This window comes from bacterium (assembly GCA_019912885.1).
GTDB lineage: Bacteria > Lernaellota > Lernaellaia > JACKCT01 > JACKCT01 > JAIOHV01.
In genome coordinates, this window is record JAIOHV010000069.1 from 1 (window position 1) to 17,958 (window position 17,958).

The 17,958-nt window shown below is 65.8% G+C and carries 14 protein-coding genes; 2 read left to right on the forward strand and 12 right to left on the reverse strand.

Annotated elements, in window-relative coordinates; genetic code table 11:
* Positions 1-169: 169 nt before the first annotated feature.
* From K8I61_05735 to K8I61_05775, 9 genes are all read right to left on the reverse strand, one after another.
* Positions 170-886: a hypothetical protein gene (locus tag K8I61_05735; protein MBZ0271515.1), complete on the reverse strand. Its 717-nt coding sequence runs from the start codon at positions 884-886 to the stop codon at positions 170-172.
* Positions 883-2,202, reverse strand: a complete 1,320-nt coding sequence (locus K8I61_05740) for a B12-binding domain-containing radical SAM protein (GenBank protein ID MBZ0271516.1) — start codon at positions 2,200-2,202, stop codon at positions 883-885. Before K8I61_05740 ends, K8I61_05735 begins: the two co-directional genes overlap by 4 nt.
* Entirely contained in the window at positions 2,199-2,978 is a 780-nt protein-coding gene (locus K8I61_05745) for a phosphoglycerol geranylgeranyltransferase (protein ID MBZ0271517.1), read from the reverse strand. The genes K8I61_05740 and K8I61_05745 overlap by 4 nt, the downstream gene beginning before the upstream one ends.
* A 30-nt stretch (positions 2,979-3,008) precedes the next feature.
* Positions 3,009-4,625, reverse strand: a complete 1,617-nt coding sequence (locus tag K8I61_05750; GenBank protein MBZ0271518.1) for a hypothetical protein — start codon at positions 4,623-4,625, stop codon at positions 3,009-3,011.
* On the reverse strand, positions 4,622-6,157 hold the full coding sequence (locus K8I61_05755; protein ID MBZ0271519.1) for a hypothetical protein: 1,536 nt from the start codon (positions 6,155-6,157) through the stop codon (positions 4,622-4,624). The genes K8I61_05750 and K8I61_05755 overlap by 4 nt, the downstream gene beginning before the upstream one ends.
* Positions 6,158-6,212: 55 nt before the next feature.
* Complete coding sequence (locus tag K8I61_05760) at positions 6,213-7,253, reverse strand: SGNH/GDSL hydrolase family protein (protein ID MBZ0271520.1); 1,041 nt, start codon at positions 7,251-7,253, stop codon at positions 6,213-6,215.
* A gap of 37 nt (positions 7,254-7,290) precedes the next feature.
* Positions 7,291-8,337 carry an SGNH/GDSL hydrolase family protein gene (locus K8I61_05765; GenBank protein ID MBZ0271521.1) on the reverse strand — a complete coding sequence of 349 codons (1,047 nt, stop codon included), beginning with the start codon at positions 8,335-8,337 and terminating at the stop codon, positions 7,291-7,293.
* A 13-nt stretch (positions 8,338-8,350) separates the two neighbouring features.
* Positions 8,351-9,319, reverse strand: a complete 969-nt coding sequence (locus K8I61_05770; protein MBZ0271522.1) for an SGNH/GDSL hydrolase family protein — start codon at positions 9,317-9,319, stop codon at positions 8,351-8,353.
* A 261-nt stretch (positions 9,320-9,580) separates the two neighbouring features.
* Positions 9,581-11,890 (reverse strand): hypothetical protein, encoded by a 2,310-nt coding sequence (locus K8I61_05775; protein MBZ0271523.1) that lies wholly within the window; start codon positions 11,888-11,890, stop codon positions 9,581-9,583.
* Between the two features lie 279 nt (positions 11,891-12,169).
* Between K8I61_05775 and K8I61_05780 the strand changes: the two genes are divergently transcribed.
* Positions 12,170-12,664: a hypothetical protein gene (locus K8I61_05780; GenBank protein MBZ0271524.1), complete on the forward strand. Its 495-nt coding sequence runs from the start codon at positions 12,170-12,172 to the stop codon at positions 12,662-12,664.
* Positions 12,665-12,844: 180 nt separating this feature from the next.
* On the opposite strand, the gene K8I61_05785 is transcribed toward K8I61_05780, so the two are convergent.
* Genes K8I61_05785 through K8I61_05795 form a run of 3 tightly spaced genes read right to left on the reverse strand, consistent with a single transcriptional unit; the run spans position 12,845 to position 15,738 of the window.
* Positions 12,845-13,789, reverse strand: coding sequence for an A24 family peptidase (locus K8I61_05785; protein ID MBZ0271525.1), 945 nt, complete (start codon positions 13,787-13,789; stop codon positions 12,845-12,847).
* Entirely contained in the window at positions 13,790-13,972 is a 183-nt protein-coding gene (locus K8I61_05790) for a hypothetical protein (protein MBZ0271526.1), read from the reverse strand.
* Positions 13,969-15,738 carry a glycosyltransferase family 39 protein gene (locus K8I61_05795; GenBank protein ID MBZ0271527.1) on the reverse strand — a complete coding sequence of 590 codons (1,770 nt, stop codon included), beginning with the start codon at positions 15,736-15,738 and terminating at the stop codon, positions 13,969-13,971. Before K8I61_05795 ends, K8I61_05790 begins: the two co-directional genes overlap by 4 nt.
* 65 nt (positions 15,739-15,803) lie before the next feature.
* Between K8I61_05795 and K8I61_05800 the strand changes: the two genes are divergently transcribed.
* Positions 15,804-17,843, forward strand: coding sequence for a hypothetical protein (locus K8I61_05800; protein ID MBZ0271528.1), 2,040 nt, complete (start codon positions 15,804-15,806; stop codon positions 17,841-17,843).
* Positions 17,844-17,958: the final 115 nt, after the last annotated feature.

Consider the following 17,958-nt stretch of genomic DNA (forward strand, 5'->3'; position numbering starts at 1 on the left):
GCCGCGATCGCGCCCGCCGGTCCGCCGCCGACAACGGCCACGTCGATCGTCCGCATGGACGGAAATTCTTCAATCTTCATTCTTCGATCTTCAATCGCATCGGGCGTGCGCTCTCGCCCTTATTCCGGAACCGCGACCGGCACGGAACGGGTACGGGGGTTCATCGCCTTCATTCCTCCACGGCTTTCGCCGCGCGCGCGTTTCGCGCGAAATGCAGAATCACCCAACCGACCGGTCCGGCCGCGCCGATAAGCACGCCGTATCCGAGCACGCCCGTCACGGCGCACACGAGAAATCCGGGCACCAGCGGCAGATACAGGAAATTGTTCAGTACGCCCTCGCGCCAATTGACGCCAAGTGCGATCGCGCCCTCGTAAGCGCGGGGCCGGCAGACAAGGCGCGGCACCGCGTCGCGAAAACGCGCGTACGCGTCGCCGCGTGCCGCGAGTAGCGCGGCCTCCTCGTGGCGCATCAACACCGGGTAGATGAACGCAAGCAGCGCCAGCATCGCGATGGCGCCCGCCGGAGGGACGACAAGAGCCATCGTGCCGAGCGAGACGATGTCCGCGGCGTAGATCGGATTGCGCAGATGCGCGTATGGCCCCGCGACAATGAGGCGATCGGTTCGCACGTCGAACGCCATCATCCGCGCGGCGCCGAGCGTGCCGCCCGCCCACACGCGAAGAAACGATGCGCCCGCGTTCATCGCGGCAAGCGCAAGGTAGTTCACCTGACGCACGGCGGCGACCGGCGCGCCAAGCCACGCGGCGGCGAGGTCAATCGCCTGCCGGTTGTCGAACAGATAGGCCGAAAACCCTGCCGCCGCGACGACGCACGCGGCCTCCACGCGATGACGAAACACGAAGCGCCCGACGGCGCCCTTCATGGCGGATAATCCAGGCCGAGCCGGTGATTCTTGCGGAAGCCGAGGTTGAGCGCGGTCTGCGTTCCCCAGGTGACGAGATCGAATCGCTTCCATCCCGCAAGCGATCGGCGTGCGATCTCGCGGCGGCGATAAAATTTTTCGCGGCAGTGCGCCGCGCCGGCGTAAAGCTCGTCCACGCTCATCCTCGCGGGGCGGAAGACGACGTGGTTGCAGTCGTAGTGCGACCAGTCGAAGTCGAAAATGCGCCCCTCCTCGATCAGCCTCGCGTAGAGCGGCGTGCCGGGCATGGGCGTGACGATGCCGATTTGCGCCACATCCGCGCCGATCTCGTCCATCATCGCGAGCGTTTCGTCGAACACGTCGGGCCCGTCGTCGTCGAAGCCGAACATCAGCCCGACCTCGACGAACATGCCGCGATCGTGAAAGCGCCGCATCGCGTCGGCGTATTGCGCGACGATGTTGTGCCGTTTGTTCGATTCGGCAAGCGCGGCCATCGACACGGTCTCCAGGCCGACGAACACCGCGCGCACCTTCGCGTCGCGCGCGGCATCCATCACCTCGTCGTCAAACGCCATGTCCATCGTCGTCTGGATGCCGGTGTATTTTTTCAGCGGCGCGAGCGCGCGAAACGCCTTGAGCGCGTAGTCGCGGTCGCCATAGATATCGTCGTCGGCGACCATGAGATGCCAGCGGCGCAGGTTCGGAAATTCCGCGCGCACCTCGTCGATATCGCGTTGCAGGAACCTTCCGCCCGCGAAGGCGTGCACCGAGCAATAGTGGCACTTGTAAACGCACCCGCGCGTGAACTGGATCATGTCGAGCTGCGGATAGTGGCGGTTCGTGAAGATGTCGCGCCGCGCGGCCGGCACGCTGATTTTTCGCGTTCGCGCGGTGCCGTCGTATTTCGATTTCAGCGTGCCCGCCTCAAGATCCAGGCACAGCGCTTCCCACACCGCCTCGCCCCAGCCGATGACGATCGCATCGGCATGCGCGGCCGCCTCGTCGGGGCACGCGGTCGGGTGCAGTCCGCCGAGAATCACCGGGATGCCGCGTTGGCGGAAGATACCGGCAAGCTCGTACGCGCGCGGCGCCAGCGCCGTCAGCGCGCTGATCGCCACCGCGCCGGTGCGGTGCGTTTTCGGATCCCATACGTCGAGCACCTCGTCGATCGTCTCGATCTCGAAGGGCGCGGGCGTGGCCGCGGCGATCGTCGCGAGGCCGAGTTTGTAGTAGTGGAAATACGACGTGCCGCGCGGGCCGTGTCCCGGCCGCCGGCGCGAGACGCTCGACGCGGGCGCGACGAGGGTGATCTTCATGCCGCGCCCCGAGGCGGCGCCGCGTGCACCGCGCCCGCGAGTTCGGCGACGATTCCGGCGACGTTGTCGCACGACTCGATCGCCGTGCCGGTGATGACGATGTCCGCGCCGGCGCGCACCGCCGTCGCGACCTTTTCCGCGTCGCGCAGCCCGCCGCCGACGATGAGCGGGCCGCCCGCGCGCGCGGAGACGTATTCGATCATCGCCGGACGCACCGGCGCGGGCGAGCCCGATCCGGCGTTCAGGTACACGAGAGGAAATCCGAACGCGCGCGCGGCGAGCGCAAAGGATGCGGCGCCCTCGACGTCCGTGGGATCGAGGAGCTCCGCCTGGCCGACGCGTCCCGCGGTGCCGCCGGGTTCGACAAGGATCATCGCGCAGCCGACTGCCGGCACCCGATGCGCCGCGAGGAAGCTCGCGGCCCGCGCCTGCTCGCGCACCACGAAACGCACGTCGCGGCTGTTGAACAGCGAAAGGAAAAGCACGCCGTCCGCTCCGGAGACGGTCGCGGTCGCGGCACTGGAGGGAAACAGGAACACCGGCGTGCGTTCGCCCGCGCCGTTGAGGCTTTTTTTGACGATCTCGACGCAGCGGCCGACAAGCGGGCCATTCACGTCGTCGGAGCCGCCGACAAGAAATGCGTCCGTGCCGCCGGCCACCGCGCCGTCGATTACGCCCGCCAGCGCATCCGGTTCGTGCGCGCACGGATCGATGGCGGTGATGTGCAACCGGCGATACACGAGCGACTGCGAGAAAAAGTCTCGCGGCTCATTCATTACAAATACCCTCCCCGGCAATCGTGCGGATTATACATCACCTTCGGCGCGCGGCGAACGAAAAATCGCGGCGTGGGGCGTACCCGGCGGCGCGGCATCCGTCCCGCGCGCGCACCATACCGAAATCATCGTGCCGGACCGGCGTTTTTCGTGCGTTTGCGACAGGCGTTCGAGCACCTGCGTTCGCCCGGCCTGATCGTCGACGGACAGGTTTGCCGCCGCGACCGCGTCCGGATTGTGGATCTCCGCCGCGACAAGCCTGTCGGGATATCCCATTTTCGACGCCCGAATGCCCCAAAGCAGGGTGTCCGGATGCAGCACCTGAAGCCGGAATCGCAGCGTCGCGAGTGACGTTTCGGGAATGTCGCCGAAAACGAGCAGATCCCGGACCGGAATCCCGCACGCCTTCGCCTGTCCGTTGATCGCCTCCGCGAGCCGGCTGACCTCGCCGGTCGCCAGGTGCGAGCGACCGTCCGGGTTATGATAGATTTTGAACAGGAATTTATCGCGCTCGACGAAGTCGGCCAAGGGCGAGATGTCACCGATCTGCCGCGCCACCGCCAACAGGATCAGAAGCATCGGCGCCAGGGCCCGAAAGGCACCGGGCAGGCGCCCAAGCACGCGGCCGGCGATGATCGCCAACGCCGGCGCGGCGTACCAGATATAATAATTCTGCTTTTTCGAAACGAATCCGAGCGCCACGAGCGGCACGAGCGCCCACGCGACGTACATCCAGAATCCCCCGAAGCGAAAGCGCTTGCTTGCGGCCGGCAGGGCGGCCAGGGTCAGCCCCACGCCGAGCGCGACGAAGAACAACTCTTCCGGATAAAGAAAAAACGATGTCGACGTTCCCGTTTCGGGCGGCAGATCCATTTCGATGCCGTAATACGGAATCATGATCGCAAGCCGGTCCACGCCAAAGCGCACGACGATCGCCGTCACCGCCGCGACAGCTCCCGCGGCGATCCACGGCGCTTCGCGGCGAAGCGCAAGCGACGGCGCGATCCGCGCGATTTGCACGAGATACACCAGGTAGATGGCCGCGAAGCTCATCATGGCGATAACGAAATTCGTGAAGGTATGGGCCATAAGCGCGTCGACCGCGGGCAGAAAGTAGAGCGGCCACGCCGGCCGCCGCGCGTTAGGCTCGTCGCCGCGGTCAAGCCACCCCGCCGCGAGCAGGAGAATGAGCGCGTGGACGTTATGCCCCTCGATCACGCGCGACATGGACATGACGACGGGTGTTGACGCGACCGCGGTCGCGACGATCACCCGGTCCAAAAGCGCAAGGCGCTTGCGCCCGATCGCCAGCGCGGCGAAGTAGATCGCGACCAGAAAGATTTGCCCCGAAAGACGCATCGTCCGAACGGAGGGACCGGCGATCGCCGCCACCGCCGACGACGCGGCATAGGCGACGCTGAATCGCCAGTTGTTGTTTTGCGTATCGACGGAAAATTGATTGTCGGACGCGCGAAGCACCTCCTCGGTAAACCCCATGTATTTGTGCAACGCCGTGAGCTGATTGGGGTGGGGAAACCCGCGAACTCCCGGACCGTCGGTCAGCGTGACGAACACGTTGATCCCGATAAGCGCGACGATCGGTAGCACCACGGCGGCCACGCGCCTTTGCAGCGACGCGCGAATCATGGCAACGCCGCGGCGATGCCGGGGCTTTTCGGGCACCACAAGCGCAAGTCCGCCCCCAAGTCCGCCGGCACGTGCGATTTGCGCAGCACGCGGCGAACGCGGTCCTGGTCGTCGGAATGAAAGTACGAACGCGCGGGCACATCCGAAAGCACGGGATGCAGAAGTTCCACGGCCGCGAGCGAGCGGGGATAGCGCCTGACCTCCGGGCTGATCCCGAACGTCTCGCGCGTCGGATCGTCGCGCAGCATCACGAAGTTCAACACCAGAACGAAGTTTTCCGAGGCGTTGCCGAACAACAAGATCGCGCGCCCGGGGCGATCGCAGCTCTGGTCGAGCTGTTCGATCTCGCGCGCGTATGCGGCAACGATATCGGGCTCGATGTAGAGGCGCGCCGTCAGATCGGCGTAGACTCCGTGGTAGTACACTTGGCGGTCGATCCAGTCCTCCGCGGGCGTGATGTCGCAAAGGTGCCGCCCGGCCGCCGAAAGGAGGAGAAGCGCCGGAATCGCGATCTTGATGCGCCGCGGCAAGTGCCATGACACACGCGCCGCGATGATCGCGACGGCCGGCGCCGCGTACCAGACGTAGTTGTTGTGTTTTTTTGCCATCAGAGAAAGCACGGCAAGCGGCGCCAGCGCCCAGGCGCCATACACCCAGAAACCCTCGAATCGATACCGCTTCCACAGCGCGGGAACGGCCGCGAGCGTCAGGCCGAGCCCGACGGCGCCGAAAAACAGCGCCTGCGGATAGGCCAGCGGATGGCGCGGTAGGTGCGCGGCGACGGCCTGGTTCGTCTCCTCGCCGTAATACATCAGCGTGATGTAAAGGGACTGCGCGCCGAACCGGACGACGAGCGCCGCCGCGAGCGCGACCGCCGAAAGCGCCACCCGCCAGGACTCGTGCGCGAGCACCTTTTTCGGCGACGAACGGACCGCCGGCACGATAAACGCCGCGTACATCGCCGCGAAGCTGATCATGGCGACCACGGCGTTCGTGAACATGTGCGTGACCAGCACATCGATCGCCGGCAAAAAATAAAACGGTAGCGGAAGATCGCGCGAACGCCGGTTGTCCCGGTCATCCAGATTCATCGCGGCCAGCACGAGCACGAGTACGTGCAGGTTGTGGTCCTCGATCTCGCGCGACATCGAAAGCACCGACGGCGTCACCGCGACCGCCGTCGCGACGATGAGGCGATCCGAAAACGCAAACCGCTTGCGCCCGATCGCCAGTGCGCAAACGAAGATACCGACAAGAAACACCTGCCCCGACAGGCGAATCGCCTCGATCGATGTTCCGCCGATGCGCATGGCGAGGGTCGAAGCCGCGTAGAGCGGGCTGAATCGCCAGTTGTTGCCCATCGTATCGACGGCAAAATCGTTGTCCGTCGCGCGCAACTGCGTCTCGGTCAACCCGAAATACTTCTGCAAGGCGGTAACGTGATAGAGATGCGGAAAACCGCGAACGTTCAGCTCTTCGTCCACGACGACATAGGCGTTCATCGCCACGAGCGCGGCGATCGTCAGGCTCAAGGCGGCGATAGCCCGCCGCCTCGACGACGCATTCGCGTCCGCGCCGGGTGCCGGCTCAGGGAAGCGGTTCAAGATGCCCATTGTCGCGCAACCACGCCGCAAGGTGTTCGGCATACCAGGTCATGACGTACGCCGGCGGATGGAGATCGAGGTACTCCGCCGGCTTGCCGCCGGCTGTCAGAACGAATTCGGGAATGTCGGCGGCCGATCGGTATCGGCGAAATTGCAACGGATCGGCCCCGGGGCAAAAAAACAATACCACCCGCGCGCGATCCCGGGCGGCCTCCAGAAGCCGCTTGTACTCGCGAACGCCGTTCGCTTCGTGCGTGGGATCGACGCCCCATCCCTTTCCGGCCACCAGCAAGCGCGTGAGAAGCGCGAGTCGGTAAATCCTCACCGCGCCGGCGGCGCGAAGCGTGGCGGGCGTCGGCTTTCGCTCGCCGGGAATTTCGCCGAGCACGTTTAAAAGCCGCGTCATGATGGTCGGATCGCGTTCCACGTACGGCGCGAGCCGGGTTCCGGGAAGCATCGTCGGGCCGGTCACGTTTGACATCGCGAAAATGATGAGATCGGGCGAATACTTCCCAAGCGCCTCGTGCGCGACGACGGCCATCGACTCCGAGCCATACGCGGCCGTGCCGAAATTCCAGACTTCGTAGCGCCCCGGTTCGCCCGCGTTGAGGCGCTCCTCGAGGCGCGCCGGCCACGTCTGGGTATCGTCAAGCCGGACGCCGTACACATTGGAGCCGCCCACGGCGACGATACGAAACACGCCCGGCGGCTTGATGTCGGTGTATTCGGTTCCGCGCGCTCCGTGCCGGTTGATGGTGACGCGCCGGCGCGGGTTGCCGCGCTCGATGACGGCGCCCGGTTTCAGGCGAAAAAACAATCGCGGGTCCGGATCGGGAACGTGCGCCTTGGAATCGACGTCCTGATAGAACATCAGCAACTCCGCCATGCCGATATCGATCGCGAGCGCGCGCACGCCGATCTCGGCGACCAACAACGCGGCGACGCAACCGAAGGCGAATGCCAACGCGCGCCGCGGCAATCGTGCGACGAAGATCCGCTTGGCGCGCGGCGATCGTCCCATCATCGTCGTCCGCGTCCGACGGTGCGCGCATCGGCGATCGTCACGGCGCCTCCGACGGTGCAAGAAGTCCCTGGTCGCGCAACCACGTCGCGACGTGTTCGGCATACCACACCATGACGTAGTCCGGCGGGTGGATGTTACGGTATTCGTCGGGCATGTCGTCGGCGGATAGATCGTATACAGGAATGTCCGGGTGGTGGAGGTAATCGGTAAAAAGGTGGCGGTGCGCGGCGGGGCAGAAAAACAACACCAGGCGCGCCCGGCCGCGCGCGGCCCGAACGAGCCGGTCGTACTCCTTCACCCCGTTGATCTGATGCAACGGATCGTCATCCCATCCGCGATCGTGAAAGCGGGTGAAACCGAAAATCGCCAGGCGATAAAGGCGAATCCGTTCCATCAGGCGCATCTGCCGGGGCGTCGGATACCGGTATCCGTCGATGCGGCCGAAGGCGCGAATCAGCCGCGTCATGATCTCGGGATCGCGCTCGATATACGGCCCCAGATCGGTGCCCGGCAGCATCGCGTTTCCGTTGGCGTTCGACGGCGCGAAGATGACGAGGTCCGGCTCGAAGCGGTCCAGCACTTCGCGCCCGAGGACGCCCATCTGCTCCTGGTTGTACGCCGAGATGCCGAAATTCCAGACCTCAAAGCGCCCGGGCTCGTCCGCGTTCAGGCGTTGGTCAAGCCGCGCGGGCCAGGTTTCGTTGTCGTCAAGCTGCGCGCCGTAAACGTTCGATCCGCCGAGCGCCGCGATGCGAAACACGCCCGGCGGCTTGACGGCCGTGTATTCCGTTCCGCGCGCGCCGTGGCGGTTGACCGTCACGCGGTATTTCGGAACCTCGTGTTCATAAACGGCGCCCGGTTTCAGGCGGAAAAACAGACGCGGATCGGGATCCGCCATGTGAACCGACTTATCGACGTCCTGGTAATACATCAACGTCTCGGCGACGCGGATGTCGAGCGCGAACAGGCGCACCGCGATCTCCGCGGCCACGACGCCGAGCGCGAATCCGAAAACCATCGCCAGCAGTCGCCGGGGCAGGCGGAACCAGAAGAGGCGCTGCACACGCACCTCGCGCAAAATCATCGTCCGCCTCGCATCACGGCGCGAGAAAGGGCGGTAGGGCGACAAACGTCGCCGGCTCGCCGGGGGCGCCGAGTCGCCGGTGCCAGTCCAGAAATATGGCCGCGAGCTGCTTTTGTCCCGCGTCGTTCAGGTGCCATCCGTCGGCAAGAAAATACCCCCGTTCGCGAAACCACTGAACCGTCGCGGGATCGTTGAGGACCAGATACGAAATCCCGAGCGCTTCCGCCGCCGCGGCGGTATCGACCGAATTTTCGCCGATATACGTCCCCGCGAGCAGGCGGATCCCCCGCGCTCGCGCGATGTCCGCGATCCGGCCGAGCAGGCGCCCCGTCTCGGCGACGATGAAATCGAGATACGGCTCGGCCGTGCGCGAGATGTCGAGCGCCTCGATCACGAAATTCTGGCATCCGAAAAAACAATCCGCGCGCTCGGGATTCGACCAGATCGGAATGCGCCCGAGCATGTTGATCGAAAAGATCCAAGCGCGTGGCAGCCGGTACGCCAGGCGAAGCCACGCCGGCGCGCCGGCGCCGGCATTCGATCCGAGATACGCGCGATGAAATTCCACGGAGTCCGGATTGTTTACGGATGAGATGATCATGATGTCGTCCGGCGTCTGCTTCGACTCATCCAGAAACGACTCCAGTTGGCGAATCTGCGACAGCGTCGTCGATCCGGCGACGGCGATGTTCACCGTCTCGACCGGCGTTTCGTATCCCGTCCGTTTCGCGCGATCCGGCAGATACGCCCAGTAACCCACGTGCGATTCGGCGTGACGCCCCTCGGTGAACGAGTCGCCCATGAACAATATTTTGCGGGATTCGGTTTCGGCAAAACGGCCGGAGCGCGCGTTCGCCAGAACGCCGTCGAGCCAATGCGTGAAAAATGCGTATTGAATCTGCGCGGCGACGGCCGCGCCCGCGAACACCACGACAAACGCGAACGCCACGCGAACGCCGATCGGCAAACGACGCCGCGTCACGATCGAGGCTCCGCGCGGGCTGGAATACGCGACCGGTCCTGCAATTCCCCGCCTTTCGGATATGATTCAAAAATACCGCGCGAAATTATAGCCGCGGCGCGGCGCGCGCGATATCGCGGCGGCTTGCGGCAACGGGCGGCAAATCGGCGCGCGTCCGAAAGGAATCGGGCGGCGGGCCTCTTGCGCCCGCCGCCCTCTGTGTTTGGCGCCGCCCCCCGCTCGGAGCGGGACGACGCCGGGACGCTCGCGGATTCGTGAATCTTACGTCGCGGAAACCTCGGCGTTCGATGGCGCGTCATGCGCGGCCGAGCGGAAGGCGTGCATCACGCGAACGCGCGCGGCGACATAACGCCCCGTCACGAAAAACGCGCCCGCGCAAAGCCCCGCGATGACAAACGGCGCCGCGCCCGCGGACGCGAACGCGATCAGGCCGGCCAGGCCGCCGCCCGCGAAACCGCGCCCGCGCCGGCCCGCGTTATAAAGACGCACGACGTTGACCGCGAACAGGAAAGCGGCCGCGAGCGCGAGATAGCCGAACAGATCGCGCATCCACATCGCTGCATAGCCGAGGGTGAGCGTTGGCGCCTGACCGATCGTCAGCAGCTCCGAAAAACGCAGCGCCACGCCCGCGCGCGGCACGACGAACTTCGCCGGCAGCGCTCCCTGTTCGCTTGTGGCTTCTCGCGCGGCGCGAATGCGCGACTGGAAGTTGTACTCCGCCTCCATCTGACGCTTGTCCAGCCGCGTCACCTCGTCCTTGGCCTCCATCCGGCCGCCGAGGGCGCTTTGGGCCGCCCCCATCGGCTGGTTCATGGCGAATCCTTCGTCGCCCACGACATCGGCCTCTTCCGCCGGACGGAAGGCAAAGGTCGCCGTCGCGGGAACGGCGCGGTGCGCGTCGCGCATCGAGCCGGAAAGACGCGCGTAACGGAATCGCTCTGGCGCGAAGACCGACAGCGCCGACTGCGACACCGGCAGATCGACCTTCGGCAGCGCCAGATCGAGCGTGCCCGCGTAGCCGATGTTTTCGGGCAGCCGCGTGTGGTAGATGACCTCGACCTCGAACGTGGAAAGCTGCTGGCCGACGTAGCCGCTTTTTTCCAGCGGCAGAAGGATGCGGCCGTCCTCGCCGACGCTCGGTTTCACCGGCCGCCCGCCCACGAAGCTGCTCCACAACGTCGTCGCCTTGCCGCCGGGCAGCTCGATCGCGAGAAATTGCTGGCGATTGTTGCGAACCATGTACGAGGCTTGCGTCACCGCGTCGCCGTCGTCGGTCAGTTGCACGACGTAGTTGGCCGAATCGATCGCCGCGGCGAGCACGGCATGCGTCTCGTGCCGTTTCACCGCGAGCGTCGCGCTTGCCGGCTGCTTCATCGCCTTGAACGCGAGCACGATGGGATTGGTCGCTCCGGCTCGCAGCGCGTCGGGCAGCTCCTTCGGATCGACCGGCGTCAGATCGCCTTCGCTCGCGATCTCCACCTGCACGCCGCCGGTCGCCTGCACGGCGACGAATCCGCGCTCGCGCTCGGCGTCCAGCGCGTCGAGCGCCGGCAGCGGAAAGTCGAACGCCTTGCCTTCGGTCGTGCGTTCGAGCACCACCGTCAGCGCGTAGTCGCCGGTGACCTCGTAGCCGACATCCACGACGAGTTTGCCCTCCTCGACGCGCCACGCGGCCAGCGACGTTCCGGTCGCGTCCGCCACCTCGTAGCCGTCAGGCACCGCGAGCGAAAAGCGCGTCACCGGCGCGTGACGCACCGTGTACGCCACGTTCGCCACCGCGCGCACGAAGCCCTCGTCGATGGAAACGAGCGTGTGCGTCTCGACGTCGATCTTCGCGGGGCGCGCGGCGACCGCCTGGCCCGACTCGACCGCGACGTTGTAGCGCAAGGTGAGGTGGTCGCCCGTCAGTATGGCGACGATCGCCTTGCCCTCGCGCGAGACCGTCGCGCCGTCCGCGGTCACGTCCGAGACGCGCGCGCCGACATCGAGCTTGAGCACCTGCCCCGCCGCTCGCGGCAGCGGCAAAGAAACGGCGCCCGGCCCGGGGCGCATCGTCGCCGTCGCGCGAAAGCGGAAGCTCAATTCATGTTCGCTCGGCCCCTTGACGACAAGGGCGATCATGCCGCCGTCGTCGCGCACGCTCGCGGGCTTGCCGTCGAGCAGCACCTCCACCACCGGCGCGCTCGCGGCGACAAGCGGCACCATCGCCCAGCCCTTTTTGGGCACGGAGAGCGGATACGTCGCGCGCACGTCGAGTCTGTCGTCGACAAGCGTGCCCGAAAGCGTGCCGCGGCCGATGGTGAACTCGACGGGCGGTTCCGGATCGGGCGTCGGTTGCGGCTGAAGCTGCGTGAGAATTTTCTGGAAGTCGTTCCACGGAATCGTCACGGCGCCGCCGGGCAAATCGGCCGCGCGGGCCGCGCCCGGAAGCGCCAGGGCGATCAGGGCGATCACCGCGATCAACAGCAAAACGCGGATCGCGATATCGAAAAAAAGATTCCCGAACATGGGTTTGCGGATGCGCGCCGACAAATGGCGAGACTCGGCCGCATGCATGCGATAAGGGTTCATCGCTGCCTCCTCGATTTTCTTGTGTTTCGTTTCGCGCTCTGTCCGTTATGAACCCGCGAAACAGGTCCCGGTTGCATGGAGGACGATTTTTTTTGGCGGTACGCGGAGGTCACGGAGGAGACACGGAGGACACGGAGGAAACAAAAGGCTGGTAGGCTGAAAGCTGAAGGGATGTCCATTACGTCCATAATGTCCATAATGTCCATCGCGTTTTCGAAGGGGCTTCGGCGACGACCTTTCAGCCTTTCGCCCGGCGGCGACCGGCGTTATCATTTGCGCATGACGCCCGCCCGTACGTTTCTTTTCCCGGTCTTGATCGCCGCGCTTTTTGTCGCGCTCGCGTTTTTCGCCGCGCCCGGTTGCGAGGGCGACGGCGGCGACGACGACGACGACGGCGACCCGCTGACCTGCCCGGTCGTCGATCGGAATCTCATCGGCGTCGAGTTCGACCTCGATCCCGGCTCGTGCGAGGATCTCGTGAGCGTGCTCGATATCGACGCCATGCTCGCGAACGACGAACAGACGTATTACGAAATCTTTGGCGAGATCATGCTGGATTTCGACAGCACGTATTATCTGCGCGGCGGCGAAAACGGCGGCTGCTTCAACATGATCCGCGGGCGCAGCCCCTTCACGATGCGCGTCGAGTACGAAGAATGCACCGAGGTCGTCCGACTTTCCGTCGTCACCGCGCCGGACGGCGACGCGCCGCGCGTCTGCCGCTTCGACCTGCGTGTCGACGGGTGCGAAATCAGCGCGACGGGGCTGGAGTAAGGCCACACCTTACAGTCGGCGACGTCGGAGCCGCAAACGAAGTCGCCGTAGGCGACGGAGTGCGCGGTTGGACACGCGCTGGCATGGACGGTCTGCGTAAGCGGCGATGCCAGGGCGGGATCGACCGCGCACTTCGCCGCGCCGCTGGCGCGTCTACGTTTGCGGCCCTGACGCCGTGAACTACCCGCGAAACTGCGTCAGGTACCAGTCGAGCAATTGCGGTCCCACGTTCATGTGAACGAACGCGCCAAGCGCGAGGAACGGACCGAACGGAATCGGTTCGCCGCGCCGGTGACGCCGCGCGATCATGAGCGAGATGCCGACGATCGAACCGGTCAGCGACGCGATCAGTAGCGTGACGAGCACGCCGCGCCAGCCGAAAAACGCGCCGATCATCGCCAGAAGCTTCACGTCGCCAAATCCCATGCCCTCTTTTTTCGCGATGAGCAAATAGATCTTGCCGAGCGCGTACGGCACGCCCGCGCCAAGCGCGATGCCGACAAGCGCGTCGGTGTACGAAATCGGCAGCACCGCGACGGCGACGAGCCCAATCACCGTGCCCGGCAGAACGACCTCGTCCGGGATTTCGAAGATCAGAAGATCGACGCCCGTCACGACAACGAGCGCGGCGAACACGAGAAAGTAGATCGGCCCGACGATGGGTCCGAACGCGAGAAGCGCGTACGCCGCGAAAAGGCCGCTTGCGAGCTCGACGAGCGGATAGACCGGCGAGATGCGTTCGGCGCAATGACGGCACCGCGCGTGCAACACGAGCCAGCTTGCGATCGGCACGTTGTCGTACCACGCGACGGGATTTTTGCAGTTGGGGCAGCGCGAGCGTGGACGCGAAAGGTTCACATTCTCGCGCACCATCTCCTCGAGCCGCGCGCGCCCCGAGGCCGCGTCCTCGTCGATGGCTTCGGCCAGCTCGCGTCGCACGGCTTCGTTGCCCTTGCGGTACTGATGCACAAGCGACATGGCCGGCAGGCGCGCGACGCACACGTTGAGAAAACTGCCGATCACCGCGCCGAACGCGAACGCGGCCGACGCGAGAAACGCGAAAAACAGCGGGTCGGCCACGAACTCGGCGCCGAACGCCGCGGCAAGCAGATCGTAAGCGGGCATCTAGCCGAAAAAACCCGGCACGAAAAACGCAACGAGCCCGGCCACGGCGGCAAGAAACCCGACCGGCGCGGCGAGCGCGACAAGCCCGGCGGCGAGGCCCTCGCGCCGGTGCGAATATTCGAGCGCGCCGGCGACAAGCGCGACGCCGGCGACAAAAAGGGCGAGCGCGGCGGCGGCGCTCACGGCGCATCCAATGGCGGCACGGCCAAAACGAGCACGTCGCCCGCGGGCGTGCCGCTTTCGTAGGCCGCCAGGCGGCGAAGCGGCGCGAGCGCTCCGGGCGCGCTGAAGATCTCGTACGTCAGGATGAGGTTCCGGTGATCGACGATGACGTCGACGCCGGCCTCGCGGACGTATTGCATGAAACGGCGCTCGCGCATGGCGCCGATGATATGGGGGTTCACCACACCGTCAAGATTGACGACGCGCCGCCCGGAAAACGCGCCGTGGATGCCCGCGTTGAACGCGCCGAGAACGGCGTCGGCGGAAAGGCCCGCGACGCGCCCGCCCGCGATATCCCGCGAAACCTTCAGATACACGGACTGCCACGGGTGGATGCCCTGCGCCAAAACGCTCCGCTGCGCGGGGATATATAACAGCGCGACGGCGAGCGCCGGAACACCGGCCGCAAGGCCGGCTCGCCACGGCGCCGACTCGCGCCGCGCGGAAACGACCTCGATATACGCGCCGCCGCGCGCGGCGAAAAGCGCGGCCACCGCGTGAACCGGAAGGAAATACCACGCCTTCTGCTGCCAGAAATAAAGAACGTAAAAAAACCACACGAACGCGCCAAACGCGACAAGCGGCCCGGGTAGACCGCCTGGCGCGCGCCGGCCGGAAAGCCGCATGGCGATGACGAGAATGGCCATCATCGCGACGATTGCAAACGCCGCCGTGGAGGAGATGCCGCCGTACACGCCGGCGAACTCGTTTTCGAATCCACGCCGCGCGGCCGACGCGAGATGCGAAAGGAGTGTCATCCCCGAATCCGCGAAGATTGCGCGCTCGCGCGCCAAAAGCACGCGGCCGGAGTCCTGCCAGATCGTGCCGAATCGCGCCAGGTTCCACGCGAACCACGGCGCGGCTACAAGCACGAACGTCGTTCCGTACGCGAGCGTCGCGCGAAACCACACGGCGCCGGTCGCTTTGACATCGCCGGCGGCTGACGCGGCGCGCCGCGCGTCGATAAAAACGGCGACGCCGAGAAGGAGCGCGAACACGCCCGCGTCGGTGCGCGCCAGAAACGCGAGCCCCGCGATCGCGCCGATCCCCGCCGCGCGGCGCGGCGTCATCGCGTCGCGCAAGGCGGCGTGCCGAAAGGTCGCGAGCAGGACGAAAACCAGCGCGAGCGGCGCCTCGACGCCCATCATTTCCGCGCCGGCGATGTTGGCGTTGAGCCCCCAGACGGCCATCAATGCGGCGGGAGCGAGCGCCGATTCGGGCGCCACGACGCGCCGCGCGAGAAACCACAGCAGCACGCCGGCGATCGCCGCGCACACCGCTGCTCCGTATAGCAATACGCGCAGCACGCGCTCGGGGTCAGGGCCGGCGGCATATTGCGCCACGACCGAAAACAGCATCCACAGCGGGTGAAAACCGTTGGTGAGATTGACACCGTCGAACGTCGGGCCGTGGCCGGCAACGATGTGGCGGGCGATCTCGGTGTAATAAAACGCGTCATCCGCGACGAAGGTCGAAACGAGTTTTTCAAGCGGCCAATTCGCGATGCGAAATCGAAGCGCGACGCCGAGGGCGAAAAACGGCGCCGCCGCGAAAAGCGCAACCCGGTCCAGGCGCGCCCGGGACGCCGGCGCGTTGTCGATCCATCGCCTTGGCACGCCGCGATATGACGCGGATTCGCGCGGGCACGCAAGCGGCGGCGCGCCCGGGTGCGTCCGCACGGCCGATTCGATCGCCCGCCCAAACGCGCGGGGCGTATTTTGCCTCATTGTACGCGCGCCCCGGCATCGGTACACTCGAATCGCTCAAACGATCCCAAGGAGCCCGTTTCCCTTTGCCGCGCGCCGTCCGCTTCATTGCCGCGATCGCCGCGATTCTCGTCGCCGCGCCTTCGATGTCCGCGGCGCAGGACACGCCGCCGGTTCCCCTTTTCATGTACATGGTGGATGTCACGAATTCGAACGTCGGATGTCCCCGCTGTTTCCACGACATCCGCACCGACAACGTCATGCCCGGCATCGTCGATCGCATCGTCGCGGAGGTGCGCGCGCAACCCAAGCCGGTCGATGTGCTCGTCGTGCCGTACGCGCGCGGAATCGTCGATTTCGACGCCGACGGCCCGTTCGATCCGTGGCGCGTTTTCGCGATCCGTGACGACGCCGACGCGGGCCGTCTCGCCGCCTATCTCGACCCGCCGCGATTCGCGCCGCCGCCCGAGGCCGGCAAACTTTCGAGCGCCGAATGGCTGCCGGCCTATTCGCCGCGGCAGACCGAGCTCGTGCCGTGGCCCGGTCTTGAAAAAGCGGCGGCCGAGCGCGATTTTTTCACCTCCGCGAGTTACGAGGCGATCGTCGAGGGCCTGAACTACCTGCGAAACCGCGTCCCCGGCGATCCCGAAAAGCGCGCGGCCTATCTCGAAAAGCGCATCCACAAGCTGATGGCGCTCACCGACAGCCGAAACCACGTGCGTTCGGCGCTGTTCGCGCATCTTGTGCAGGGCGTCGAACTGCACCGGAGCGAAATGGAAGGCCGCTTCTGGCTGACCAAGGTCTACGCCGAGGGCAAGCTGCCCGACAACGAGGTGGAGGAGGAGTTTCGCTCCGAGCGCAAAATCGCGCAGACGGCCGACGGCCTTGGCGTGTACAAACTCAAGGATTTGCCGCCCGTGGAGAGCATGCTCGTTCCGTCGAGCCTGGCGATCGAGGTGAACGTCGGCGCCGCGGCGTTGAAGGGCCTGATCGGCGAGTCGATCCCGCTTGACCTGTCCGGTTTCTCCATCCACGGCGATGCGGCGTCGATCGAAGCGTCGATGGAGCCGACGCGCATCAACGATTGGCCGGCGGGCGCGGGTATCGCCGCGGATGATGCGACGTTTACGCCGCCGTTCGCCGGCGCGGGAGCGAAACTGTCGCCGACTCTCACCGGACTTCGCACCCTGATCGAAAAGGACGTCAAGCGCCTGTCCGCGCGGGTACACCTGACGGCGGCCGGCGCCGGCGCGCCGCCGGCGTTGTTTTTGGCGAGCGGCTCGCCCGAGCTTGTGATCTATCTGCACGTCGATCTGAATCCGCCGACCGGCCGCATCGATGTGACGGTCCAGGCGCCTGACGCCGGGGACGACGGCGTTTACGACCTTGGCGAGTGGCCGTTGCGCAAGGTGAAAGACGACGCGATCCCGCCCGTGACGATCGCGGTCGCGGGAGACGAGTTTGTCATTGAACCCGCGATTCGCGTCGAGTTCGACATCAACACCGTGCGCATCGACGGGCCTGACGGCCCCGTTTCGGCGGGCGGTGCGGCGAACCCCGGTACGTACATCGTCCATTTCCTGCCCCCGGACGAGCCGCGCGTCGTGGACACGGCGATCGATCTGGTGTCCGAAAAGCCGATGCACGTCTTCGCCGGCGATGCCGCCCGGCGACGCCTCCAATTCCGATACACCGCCGTTTCCGATCTCCCGTTTTACCTCATCATTCTCGGGGCGATTCTGGCGATCGCGGCGGCGGCGGCCGTCGTGTTGCGCAAGACGGTCTTCAAGCCGCCCCGGATCGGGGATATCGGCGGCACCCTCGTCATGACGCGCGGCCTCGCCGGCCAGAACGAACGCGATCTATCGACCGTCGAGGGTTCCGCGTTCACCGTCGGCAGCGGGCCGGAGTGCGACTGGCGCCTTGAAGGCGAGTACGTTCCACACGTCGCCTTTGTTATCGAGCGAAGGCGCGGCGAGGATCGCCTTCGCGTTCACAAGCGCGATTCCGAGGTCGAAAACGTCCGCCTGAACGAACGCGAGATGGTCGAATCCTTCCTCAAAAACGGCGACCGCATCGAACTGCCGGACTTCAGCTTTGAATTCCGCCGCGATTCGGCCGGCTGACCGCCGGCGCCCGCCGCTTACGAAATCTCCGGTCCCGCGAAAAAACCGGATTTCGCGTAATCCCACCCGGTGTGCCGTAGCTCACGAACCAAAACTGTAACGCACTGTTTTTATT

Excerpts from the sequence above, each read along its gene's own strand:
- K8I61_05735 (MBZ0271515.1), bottom strand. The coding sequence starts at position 886 with ATGAAGGGCGCCGTCGGGCGCTTCGTGTTTCGTCATCGCGTGGAGGCC.
- K8I61_05740 (MBZ0271516.1), bottom strand. The coding sequence starts at position 2,202 with ATGAAGATCACCCTCGTCGCGCCCGCGTCGAGCGTCTCGCGCCGGCGG.
- K8I61_05745 (MBZ0271517.1), bottom strand. The coding sequence starts at position 2,978 with ATGAATGAGCCGCGAGACTTTTTCTCGCAGTCGCTCGTGTATCGCCGG.
- K8I61_05750 (MBZ0271518.1), bottom strand. The coding sequence starts at position 4,625 with ATGATTCGCGCGTCGCTGCAAAGGCGCGTGGCCGCCGTGGTGCTACCG.
- K8I61_05760 (MBZ0271520.1), bottom strand. The coding sequence starts at position 7,253 with ATGATGGGACGATCGCCGCGCGCCAAGCGGATCTTCGTCGCACGATTG.
- K8I61_05765 (MBZ0271521.1), bottom strand. The coding sequence starts at position 8,337 with ATGATTTTGCGCGAGGTGCGTGTGCAGCGCCTCTTCTGGTTCCGCCTG.
- K8I61_05775 (MBZ0271523.1), bottom strand. The coding sequence starts at position 11,890 with ATGAACCCTTATCGCATGCATGCGGCCGAGTCTCGCCATTTGTCGGCG.
- K8I61_05780 (MBZ0271524.1), top strand. The coding sequence starts at position 12,170 with ATGACGCCCGCCCGTACGTTTCTTTTCCCGGTCTTGATCGCCGCGCTT.
- K8I61_05785 (MBZ0271525.1), bottom strand. The coding sequence starts at position 13,789 with ATGCCCGCTTACGATCTGCTTGCCGCGGCGTTCGGCGCCGAGTTCGTG.
- K8I61_05795 (MBZ0271527.1), bottom strand. The coding sequence starts at position 15,738 with ATGAGGCAAAATACGCCCCGCGCGTTTGGGCGGGCGATCGAATCGGCC.